This is a genomic window from Pseudomonas sp. SIMBA_068, from assembly GCF_046534705.1.
GTDB classification, from domain to species: domain Bacteria; phylum Pseudomonadota; class Gammaproteobacteria; order Pseudomonadales; family Pseudomonadaceae; genus Aquipseudomonas; species Aquipseudomonas putida.
Genome location: NZ_JAWRYI010001522.1, coordinates 1 through 239 on the forward strand (window position 1 = coordinate 1; position 239 = coordinate 239).

1 protein-coding gene is annotated in these 239 nt (G+C 49.8%); it reads right to left on the reverse strand.

The window, feature by feature from the left end:
• Positions 1-239, reverse strand: a 239-nt coding sequence (locus SB756_RS34760; RefSeq protein ID WP_410913845.1) for a helix-turn-helix domain-containing protein, incomplete at both ends; no start/stop codon positions are given.

Sequence of the window (239 nt, forward strand, 5' to 3'; positions counted from 1 at the left end):
ATCTTTCTGCGAATTGAGATGACGCCACTGGCTGGGCGTCATCCCGGTTTCCCGGGTAAACACCACCGAAAAATAGGTACTATCTTCAAAGCCACATTCGGTCGAAATATCACTGATTAACAGGCGGCTATGCTGGAGAAGATATTGCGCATGACACACTCTGACCTGCCGCAGATATTGATTGATGGTCATTCCAGTCTGCTCGCGAAATTGCTGACGCAAAACGCGCTCACTGCACG